The sequence below is a fragment of the Xanthobacter sp. BG11Y11_SDJG genome (assembly GCF_057364445.1).
On sequence record NZ_JBNFNU010000659.1, the window covers coordinates 1 to 1,376 of the forward strand.

Consider the following 1,376-nt stretch of genomic DNA (forward strand, 5'->3'; position numbering starts at 1 on the left):
CCGGCGCTGCGCCCTTCCCGGCCGAGCCGGCCGCGGCCTTCACGTCCTCGCCTTCGCCGGCGATCACCGCGATGACCTGATTCACGGGCACGTCCTGCGTGCCCTCGGGCACCAGGATCTTGGCGAGGACGCCCTCGTCCACCGCCTCCACCTCCATGGTGGCCTTGTCGGTCTCGATCTCGGCGAGCACGTCGCCGGACTTCACCGTGTCGCCCTCCTTCTTCACCCACTTGGAGAGGTTGCCCTTCTCCATGGTGGGGGAGAGCGCCGGCATCAGGATGTCGATGGGCATTGGAACCCCCTCAGCGGTAGGTGACGGCGTGGACCGCCGCGATCACCTCGGCGACGGACGGAAGCGCAAGCTTTTCGAGGTTCGCGGCGTACGGCATGGGCACGTCCTTGCCGGTCACGCGCAGCACGGGGGCGTCGAGATAGTCGAACGCCTTGTCCATGAGCTGGGCGGCGATCTCGGCGCCGATGCCGGACTGCGGCCAGCCCTCTTCCACCGTGACGCAGCGGCCGGTCTTCTTCACGCTCTCGACGATGGCCGGTACGTCCATGGGGCGCAGCGTGCGCAGGTCGATCACCTCGGCCTCGATGCCCTGCTTGGCCAGTTCCTCGGCGGCCTTGAGCGCATAGGTCATGCCGATGGAGAAGGACACCAGCGTCACGTCCTTGCCCGGGCGGGCGATGCGCGCCTTGCCGATGGGCAGCACGAAATCGTCCAGCTTCGGCACCTCGAAGGAGTGGCCGTAGAGGATCTCGTTCTCCAAGAAGATCACCGGGTTGTGGTCGCGGATCGCGGCCTTCAGCAGGCCCTTGGCGTCGGCGGCGGTGTAGGGCGCGATCACCTTGAGGCCGGGGATCTGGCTGTACCAGGCGGAATAGTCCTGGCTGTGCTGGGCGGCGACGCGCGCGCGGCGCCGTTCGGGCCGCGGAACACGATGGAGCAGTGCACCTGCCCGCCCGACATGTAGAGCGTCTTGGCGGCGGAGTTGATGATCTGGTCGATCGCCTGCATGGCGAAGTTGAAGGTCATGAACTCGACGATGGGCTTCAGCCCCGCCATGGCGGCGCCGACGCCGACACCGGCGAAGCCGTGCTCGGTGATCGGCGTGTCGATCACGCGGCGGGCGCCGAATTCCTGCAGCAGCCCCTGGGTGATCTTGTAGGCGCCCTGATACTCGGCCACCTCCTCGCCCATGACGAAGACATCGCCGTCGCGGCGCATCTCCTCGGCCATGGCGTCGCGCAGGGCCTCGCGGACGGTCATGGTGACCATTTCGGTGCCGGCCGCACTTCCCGGGTCCGGCGGCGCGGAGACCACGGGGGGGCGAGGCAACGGCGCTCGGCGCCGGCGTGGAGGGGGACCGCGG

General features: G+C 68.7%; 1 protein-coding gene and 1 pseudogene. Both read right to left on the reverse strand.

Translation table 11 applies throughout. The features are described from left to right. On the reverse strand, positions 1-292 hold a 292-nt coding region (locus AC2W7M_RS25510), incomplete at its 3' end, for a biotin/lipoyl-containing protein (RefSeq protein WP_486135901.1). A 10-nt stretch (positions 293-302) separates the two neighbouring features. Next, positions 303-1,376, reverse strand: a pseudogene (locus tag AC2W7M_RS25515) (pyruvate dehydrogenase complex E1 component subunit beta); the annotation flags it as partial.